Annotated in this window: 12 protein-coding genes; 9 read left to right on the forward strand and 3 right to left on the reverse strand. The window is 43.8% G+C overall.

Going from position 1 to position 8655, the window contains the following annotated elements:
* The 3 genes from K1X76_12645 to K1X76_12655 all read right to left on the reverse strand — a co-directional run.
* On the reverse strand, nucleotides 1-357 hold a 357-nt coding region (locus K1X76_12645; GenBank protein ID MBX7149911.1), incomplete at its 3' end, for a hypothetical protein.
* Entirely contained in the window at nucleotides 350-631 is a 282-nt protein-coding gene (locus K1X76_12650) for a pyrimidine/purine nucleoside phosphorylase (protein MBX7149912.1), read from the reverse strand. The genes K1X76_12645 and K1X76_12650, both read right to left, overlap by 8 nt.
* 19 nt (nucleotides 632-650) lie before the next feature.
* Nucleotides 651-1463, reverse strand: a complete 813-nt coding sequence (locus K1X76_12655) for a ferredoxin--NADP reductase (protein MBX7149913.1) — start codon at nucleotides 1461-1463, stop codon at nucleotides 651-653.
* Nucleotides 1464-1613: 150 nt separating this feature from the next.
* Between K1X76_12655 and K1X76_12660 the strand changes: the two genes are divergently transcribed.
* From K1X76_12660 to K1X76_12700, 9 genes are all read left to right on the forward strand, one after another.
* Nucleotides 1614-2711: a Re/Si-specific NAD(P)(+) transhydrogenase subunit alpha gene (locus K1X76_12660; GenBank protein MBX7149914.1), complete on the forward strand. Its 1098-nt coding sequence runs from the start codon at nucleotides 1614-1616 to the stop codon at nucleotides 2709-2711.
* A 74-nt stretch (nucleotides 2712-2785) separates the two neighbouring features.
* A complete protein-coding gene (locus tag K1X76_12665; protein ID MBX7149915.1) occupies nucleotides 2786-3085 on the forward strand; it encodes an NAD(P) transhydrogenase subunit alpha in 300 nt (99 codons plus the stop codon).
* A complete protein-coding gene (locus tag K1X76_12670) occupies nucleotides 3085-4467 on the forward strand; it encodes an NAD(P)(+) transhydrogenase (Re/Si-specific) subunit beta (GenBank protein ID MBX7149916.1) in 1383 nt (460 codons plus the stop codon). Before K1X76_12665 ends, K1X76_12670 begins: the two co-directional genes overlap by 1 nt.
* A 102-nt stretch (nucleotides 4468-4569) precedes the next feature.
* Nucleotides 4570-4899, forward strand: coding sequence for a rhodanese (locus K1X76_12675; GenBank protein ID MBX7149917.1), 330 nt, complete (start codon nucleotides 4570-4572; stop codon nucleotides 4897-4899).
* 1 nt (nucleotide 4900) lies between these two features.
* Nucleotides 4901-6520, forward strand: a complete 1620-nt coding sequence (locus K1X76_12680) for an acyl-CoA dehydrogenase family protein (protein ID MBX7149918.1) — start codon at nucleotides 4901-4903, stop codon at nucleotides 6518-6520.
* On the forward strand, nucleotides 6517-7347 hold the full coding sequence (locus K1X76_12685; protein ID MBX7149919.1) for a MoxR family ATPase: 831 nt from the start codon (nucleotides 6517-6519) through the stop codon (nucleotides 7345-7347). The genes K1X76_12680 and K1X76_12685 overlap by 4 nt, the downstream gene beginning before the upstream one ends.
* A 67-nt stretch (nucleotides 7348-7414) precedes the next feature.
* Nucleotides 7415-7633, forward strand: coding sequence for a hypothetical protein (locus tag K1X76_12690; protein ID MBX7149920.1), 219 nt, complete (start codon nucleotides 7415-7417; stop codon nucleotides 7631-7633).
* Nucleotides 7623-8042 (forward strand): PIN domain-containing protein, encoded by a 420-nt coding sequence (locus K1X76_12695; GenBank protein MBX7149921.1) that lies wholly within the window; start codon nucleotides 7623-7625, stop codon nucleotides 8040-8042. The genes K1X76_12690 and K1X76_12695 overlap by 11 nt, the downstream gene beginning before the upstream one ends.
* A 308-nt stretch (nucleotides 8043-8350) precedes the next feature.
* On the forward strand, nucleotides 8351-8655 hold a 305-nt coding region (locus tag K1X76_12700), incomplete at its 3' end, for a hypothetical protein (GenBank protein MBX7149922.1).

An 8655-nucleotide genomic window follows, 5' to 3' on the forward strand; every position in this document is an offset into this window, starting at 1 on the left:
TAATAATTTATTCCTGTCTTTTGCATTTAAATGATGAGCTGTTTTTGTAGTAGGGTTAATATCGAGACGTTTTAAAGTGACAATTTCCTTTCTAACGTGAACAACCTGTTTTTTAAAAATGGGTTTTTCGTTAAAAGCATATTTAATAAACATATCTTCAAATCCCGGCTTTTGTTGAAGCGCTGCTATAAAGAGTTGTAAGTTTTTTTCATCACCCTGGAGCGTAGCGTTAATACCTTCGGGGGCTAAAATAATGGTGCCTAAAAGATTGTACTCTTTTAATTTTTCAACAAACCAAGGTTTTTGGTTTGTATCAAACGATGAAAAAAATTTGTAGAAGCCAATAATGTTATACATACAAACACAAATAGGCTGTGTCTTCGGCTACTTTTAATTTAAATTTACTGTTAGCCGGCACTTCAAATTTATCGCCGCCTTTAAAAGGTTTGTAGTCGGCAGAACCGGGAAGTTGTACGGTCATAGAGCCACTAATGATGAGCATGATTTCTTTTTTATCGGTTCCAAATTCATAATCGCCTTTAGCCATTACCCCTACAGTAGCGGGAGCTTCTTTGGTGTTAAAAGCAATCGATTTTACTTTACCTTCAAAATATTCATTCACTTTAAACATAGTTCCTCCGTTTGGGAGGCTACCAATATCGTTCTACGTGAATTTGTCCAGCTTCTTTTTGGGTGTGTTCCTTAAAGCCGGAAGACGATAAAAGGCTGATCATGCTTTCAATCATTTGGGGTGAGCCGCATAAAAAGAAATGTGTGTTTTGGGGCGTGGGTTTAAAGCCCCATGCTTTTTCAACTTCGCCATTTTGCCACAGGGCCTGTACGTGGCCCGCTGTTTTTGTCCAAGGGATGGGATCGTTTTGAGGACGGCTAATAATGGGATGATAGGAAAAATTGGGATTATTTTTGACCATGCTTTCCATCTCGGTCTGATAACTAAAATCTTGTGAGACGCGTACGCCATGCAAAAGTGCAAATTTGCGGCTAGGTTGAGAGGCTAAATAAGTACCCAGCATACTTACAAAAGGGGCGTTGCCGGTGCCGGTGGCTACAAAAATTAAATTTTTATCTTGAGGTACAGCTTCCATTGTAAAGTGACCAGCTATTTTAGAGCCCAAATAAATTTCGTCGCCTTCTGAAAGCGTCCAAAGCCTGGGCGTAAGGGCTCCTTCTTTTACAAGCACTATCACAAATTCGAGATAATCTTTTTGAAGAGGGGAGGAGGCAATTGAGTAGGCACGGCGCACAAGTTTTTCGGGTTCGTGCATTTTTTCTTCGGGTACACTTCCGGACACACGCGGATGCTTACCTAAAAGACCCAAGGTTGCAAATTGGCCTGGCTCAAAAGGAGGAATGGGTCCTGTTTTAGGGGCAATACGAAAAAGAGAGAGTTCGGGGTTCAGATTGATGCGTTTTAAAAGGGTAGCATTGAAAGCATCCGTCATAAGACGATCGTAAAGAAAGATAATGTAAAATACTAGATATATTTGGTTTTTTTGCTAAATCGCTATCATTTATTCGATTGCAAAAATTACCAAAATTCACTACAAAAAATGACCCCTCTTTTTCTAGAAGGGGATACGAAGGAGAGCAACTTGAAGATATTTGTATTTAAAGAAAAAAACGCCGGCGAAAAGAGAGTGGCGCTAACGCCGGACGGGGCTAAAAAGCTCATTAAAAATAAACACGATATTATCATTGAAAGTGGAGCCGGACTGGAAAGCGGTTATACCGATTCCGAGTACGAAGCTGCTGGGGCCAAAGTAGGCAGTATTGCCGACGGCGATATTGTGCTTACTATCAACAAACCAGAAAATATTTCTCTTAAAGCTGGTCAAACTATCGTTAGCCTTTTGTATCCTTTAAGTGAGCCAGCCCTTGTTAAAAAACTGGCCGAACAAAAAGTAACCAGTATTGCGGTGGATATGATCCCGCGTACAACCTTAGCTCAGAGCATGGATGTGCTGAGTTCACAGGCTAACTTGGCCGGTTACTGGGCCGTACTAGCTGCTGCAAGTCGCCTTCCTAAAATTTTTCCCATGCTTATGACGGCGGCCGGAACTATCACGCCGGCTAAAGTTCTTATTTTGGGCGCTGGTGTAGCAGGCCTGCAGGCAATTGCAACGGCGCGCCGTTTAGGTGCTGTGGTAGAAGTGTTTGATGTGCGTAAAGTAGTAAAGGAACAAGTGCAATCGTTAGGTGCTAAATTTGTAGAAGTAGATTCTGCCGAAGATGCGGCTGGTAGTGGTGGGTATGCCAAAGAAGCCTCTGCCGAGTATCAAGCCAAGCAAAAAGAATTGATTAAAAAGCATGTGGCTAAAAGCGATGTGGCTATTACCACGGCCCTCATCCCTGGTAAAAAAGCGCCCATCCTTATTACAGCCGATATGGTGGCCTCCATGCGCCCCGGTTCCATCGTGGTCGATTTAGCGGCCGAGCAGGGGGGTAACGTAGAAGGCTGTGAGGCTGGTAAAATTGCCGATAAAAATGGTGTAAAAATTGTGGGTATTACCAATGCCACGAGCGAGCTATGTGTACATGCCAGCCAGATGTACTCCACCAACATGGTGAATTTGTTAAATCACCTGTGCGACAAAGAAGGTAAACTCAATTTAGACATGCAGGATGAGATTATAGCGGGATCTGTAATTATCAAGGATGGAGTGGTTGTGCATCCTAAAGTAAGTGGATAGTGGATGGTGGTTGGTGGATGGTAAAGAGAAAATCTTACCATTCACTATCCACTATCTACCATCCACCAAATAAAATGGAAACTAATGTTATTTTTGGACTCTATATTTTTACGCTGGCCGCTTTTTTGGGGTATCAGGTTATTTCTAAAGTGCCGGCTTTATTGCATACACCGCTGATGTCGGCTACCAATGCTATCTCCGGTATTTCACTTGTAGCGTCACTGGTAATTGCCGGTGGTAAATACAACACACTGGCCACTATTTTAGGAACTGTTGCCGTAACAAGCGCCACCATTAACGTGGTGGGCGGCTTTCTCATTACCGACCGTATGCTGAAAATGTTTAAGAAAAAAGAGAAAGGAGGGAAAAAATAATGAACGAACAACTCATACAGTTTATTTATTTTGTTTCCTCCTCCCTGTTTATTATGGGGCTGATGGGCTTGGGACATCCCGAACGCGCTCGCAAGGGTATGATTTTGGCGGGTGTAGGCATGTTACTGGCCATTGTGGGCACGCTGCTTCATCAAGATATTATTATCTACAAATGGATTGTTTTAGGTTTGGTGCTGGGCACTATTATTGGTGCTCCTATGGGTTTGTGGATTCCCATGACAAAGATGCCCGAACGTATTGCGCTGTCGCACTCGTTTGGCGGGATTGCTGTGGCGCTGGTAGGTATCTCCAAGTATTGGGAGCATATTCAAGCTGGTCACGAAGTTTCTAAGTTTTTTATGGGCGCAATTGGTGCCGAAGTCCTTTTGGGTTCGCTCACGTTTACCGGAAGTTTGATGGCTTTTGGAAAATTACAGGGAACAATTACTGGCAAACCCATTACTTTTAAAGGGCAGAACGGACTTAATTTTTTAATGCTCTTGGCCAGTATTCTCATTCTCGGATATCTCGTATTTGTTCCCGGGATGATGGGTTATTTTTGCGCGTTAGTAGCGTTAGGATTTTTACTGGGCATTATGCTGGTCTTGCCCATAGGTGGTGCTGATATGCCGGTTGTTATCTGCTTGCTTAATTCTTACGCCGGTTTGGCGGCCTCGGCTTCGGGTTTTGCGCTAGATAACAATGTGCTGATTATTTGCGGCGCGCTGGATGGTGGTTCCGGGTTTATTTTGGCCATGATCATGAGCAAGGCCATGAACCGTTCTTTTAGTAACGTGCTGTTTGGTGCCTTTGGCGGTGAAGTAGCTGCCGTAGGTGGCGGTGGTGCTCAGCAAAAAGCGGTGGAGATGAGTGTGGAAGATGCCGCGGAATTTGTGAAGAATGCATCCAGCGTTGTTGTGGTGCCGGGGTATGGTTTAGCTGTAGCGCAAGCGCAGCACACGGCCCGTGAGCTTTCCGAAATTTTGGAAAAAGATGGTATTGATGTTAAATTTGCCATTCATCCTGTAGCCGGCCGTATGCCGGGGCATATGAACGTGCTCCTGGCCGAAGCCAATGTGCCTTACGATAAATTGGTAGAAATGGATGATATTAATCCTTCTATGGAAACAACGGATGTGTGTATTGTGATTGGCGCTAACGACGTGGTCAATCCTGCTGCTAACGAAGATAAAACAAGCCCCATTTATGGGATGCCTATTATTCGTGCCGACTTGGCCAAGGTATGTTTTGTGGTAAAGCGTTCCATGGCGTCGGGTTTTTCGGGTATTGATAATCCTTTATTCTACAAAGAAAAAACACGCATGGTGTTTGGTGATGCAAAAGCCGTGTTGCAGGGGTTGGTGAGTAAGATAAAAGAGTAACCCACCCTTTTTCCCTCCCTTAATTTAAGGGAGGGAGGCTTTCTACGCCCCTCCCACTTAGATTAAGGGGGAGGACGGGAGGGGGTTACTCTTAGGAGTTTTATGCAAAATATTAAGCAAATCTCAGTAACTGATTTAAAAGCTAAACTGGATAACAAAGATAATTTTATTTTGGTGGATGTACGCGAGCAAGATGAATACGAAACTGCGCGTATTGAAGGTGCTACGCTTATTCCTTTGTCGCAATTTCCGGCGCGGGCACCCAAAGAATTAAAGCAGGATCAATCCATTGTGATTCACTGCCATCATGGCGGCCGCTCGCAACGCGCGTGCATGCTGCTTGCATCCATGGGTTATAAAGATGTATCGAACGTGGCGGGTGGTATTGATGCCTGGTCGTTAGAAATTGATCCTTCTGTTGCACGGTACTAGTATGGCTACACACGAAGTTTTTAACCAGTCTCCTCCCTTAGCGCCTTATAATCTCTTTACTTCCGATCCTGTTTTACAGGAATTACAAAAAAAATTCGCAGCCGGATTTTCGGCCGATAGCCTTGTTTCATTTGGAGCAAAAGCAGGAACCGAAGAAGTTTTTGACTGGGGTTTTAAAGCTAATAAATTTACTCCCGAAGCAAAATTGTTCGATCGTTACGGCAATCGCATTGATCAGGCCGAGTATCATCCGGCTTATCATGCGCTCATGAATTTATCGGTAAGCCATGGTGTTCACGCCGAACCCTGGAAAGCTCCCATGCCGGGAGCGCATGCGCACCGGGCTGCAAAATATTATCTCATTGCTCAGGTAGAGCAAGGGCATTGCTGCCCTATAACCATGACGTACGCTGTTCTTCCTGCTTTAAAAGCCAATAAAGAATTGGCGAAATTGTGGGAACCTAAAATTACATCGACGGTGTACGATGCTCGATTTTTACCGATCGATAAAAAGAACGGTGCTATTTTAGGCATGGCCATGACCGAAAAACAGGGTGGTTCCGATGTGCGCGCTAACACCACCAAAGCCACTCTTGTTAGTGGCACCGAATATCGTTTAACCGGCCATAAATGGTTTTGTTCGGCACCCATGAGTGATGCGTTTTTAATGCTCGCTCAAGCTCCCGGAGGCCTCACTTGCTTTTTAGTGCCGCGCTTTCGGCCCGATGGTTCTCAAAATTCTATTTTTATCCAGCGCCTAAAAGATAAAGTGGGCAATAAATCGAACGCCTCATCCGAAATTGAACTGGAAGAAACTTACGGTGTGCGCGTGGGCGATGAAGGGCGTGGTGTTCCCACGATTATCCAGATGGTGAATCATACGCGTTTGGATTGTGTGATAGGAAGCACGGCTTACATGCGTCAGGCTACCGTGCAGGCTATTCACCACGCGCGCTATCGCGAAGCTTTTGGTAAAAAATTAATCGAGTGGCCGCTGATGCAAAATGTATTGGCCGATTTATCGCTCGAAGTAGAAGCCTCGGCTGTTACCATGATGAAGCTAGCTTCGCTCTACGATGACAATGCTAGCGATGCCGATAAAGCCCTGCGCCGCATTGCAACGGCTATTAGCAAGTACTGGGTATGTAAGCGGGCGCCTAATCATGTGTACGAGGCTATGGAATCGCTGGGCGGGCCGGGTTTTGTGGAAGAATGTATTACCGGGCGTTTGTATCGCGACGCACCCGTTAATTCTATTTGGGAAGGTAGCGGCAATGTGAATTGTTTGGATGTGTTCCGCGCGTTAAGCAAGGAACCCGAAACCCGAGACGCACTTTTAACCGAAATTAAAAAGGGTTTAGGGCACAATAAAAATTTTGATGCCTTTGTGGCAAAAACCGAAAAAACTTTTGCAGCTACAACTGCACCCGATGCCACGGCGCGCCGTTTGGTAGAAATGCTGGCGTTAGCTTTTCAGGGTTCACTTCTTATTCGATACTCTCCCGATTATATTGTAGATGCTTTTTGCAGATCGCGCGTGGGAGATGAGGGTGGGATGGTTTATGGGACTTTGCCAGAAGGGGTGGAATTAAAGAAAATTATTGAGAGAGCATTTATATGACCAAAAAACAACAATACACCGGAACCGACGATTATATTGCAGCCCCCGAATTGCAGGAAGTGGTGAATGCTTCTTTAGCCATTGGCAGACCCTTATTGCTCAAAGGTGAGCCGGGCACCGGTAAAACGGTATTGGCTACATCTATTGCAAAATCTCTCGGCCGTCCGCTCCTCCGTTGGAATATTAAAAGCTCCACCAAGGCCCAGGAAGGTTTGTACATGTACGATACGGTACAGCGCTTAAACGATAGTCGTTTTGGTGAAGGCGATGTGTCGGATATTAAGCGTTACATCAAACTTGGGAAAATGGGCGAGGCTTTTGTTTCTAAAGAGCCGGTGGTTCTCCTCATCGATGAAATTGATAAAGCCGATTTAGAATTTCCCAATGATCTTTTGGCCGAAATTGATGAAATGCGTTTTTATATTAACGAAACCAAGGAAGAAATAAAAGCCATTCATCGCCCCATGGTGGTCATCACGTCCAACGCCGAAAAAGAATTACCGGATGCTTTTCTGCGCCGCTGCGTTTTCCATTTTATCGAATTCCCCAATCCCGAAATGATGGCCGAGATCATCAAAGTTCATTTTCCGGATATCAAAGGTAAGCTGATGGAACTGGCCATTAAAAAATTCTATGCCATCCGTTCGGCCACCAACCTGCGCAAACCGCCGTCTACGTCGGAACTCATCGATTGGTTGCATGCGCTTATCAGTATGGGTGTGGAGATGAAAGATATCGAAAATTCTATCCCTATGCTGGGTGTGCTTCTTAAAAAAGAAGAAGATATGAAACCGCCAAAGCCCTCCCGGGCTAGGGTAGTGTATTAATAGAAAAAATTGTTTGATTTCACACAAATATAGTGTACACTAAAACAGTGTTGAAAATGGAGCGCTTATGAAAAACATCACCTTGTCGGCCCCCGAAATTCTTATAGAAAGAGCCCGGAAAAAAGCGGAAAAAGAAAAGAAATCGCTGAATACAATTTTTAGGTCTTGGCTTGCTCAGTATACGGGTTTTGAAAAAGAACGGGATGGTTACGAAAAACTGATGAAACGCTTTTCGTATGTGAAGCCGGGTAAAAAGTTTTCGAGGGATGAGATGAATGAAAGATAAATATTTTCTTGATACTAATGTTCTTGTTTACTCCTTCGATACGTCAGCTCCGACCAAGCAAAAGAAAGCTCAAAAGCTGATTGCCACGGCTTTAAATGCTGGAGATGGTTTTATAAGTCTGCAAGTGGTGCAGGAGTTTATCAATGTTACCACCAAAAAATTTGGTATAGGTTTTAAGGACGAGGATCTTTCCATTTACTTAAAAAATGTTCTTTATTCCCTGTGTCAGGTATATCCCGATACCGATTTAATGCAGGAGGCTTTGGATCTCCATTACAGAATAAAATACTCTTTTTATGATTCTCTTATTATTGCTTCGGCTATTCGCGGAGAGGCTAGTATTTTATATAGTGAAGATTTATCGGATGGTCAAAAAGTGGGCGCTCTTACCATCGTTAATCCTTTTTGAGGTTTCAGGGTATCTCATCCCCATAAGCAATCCCCCTAAACCCCCTAAAAAAATAACACGCAACTTTTTTAACCCGCTGCCGATAGAGAGGGGTAACCTTTATGTGAGTTCTTGCAAAGAGCCTCTTTGCCGCATAAAAGGTGTTTTGGGCCAGGGAAAGCAAAAATTAGAGATGATCGTTATCAAAGGATAACTGAATCTCTGGATAATTTTGCGATCCCGGCTATTCTTTATTCTAGCCTTTTTTACTTATCCAGAAATTCAATTTTATCCTTCGATTTTGATTATCCATTAAATAAAGGAAATATATGGGTGAATTAACAGTTACAGGTTTTGATGTTCCAGGGAGTAATTGTGCAATTGGAATTATTGGCGATGATACTAATTATGATCAATCGTTTCAGATTGGTATGTTGTGTCAGGATCAGGTAGCTTTAGACAAATCAACGCAAACAACAACAACAACAACAACAACAACAACAACAGCCTACGGGTTTCAAGTAGGTGGAATGACTCCTCCTATGTTACCCACTGGCTACACAGGTAATAACTTTTATGGAGCAAGTGCAGGGCTTACTAATTATAACAGGAGCCAAACAGGTGTCAGCTTGGC

The organism is bacterium (assembly GCA_019695305.1).
Taxonomy (GTDB): Bacteria; UBA10199; UBA10199; order UBA10199; family JAIBAG01; genus JAIBAG01.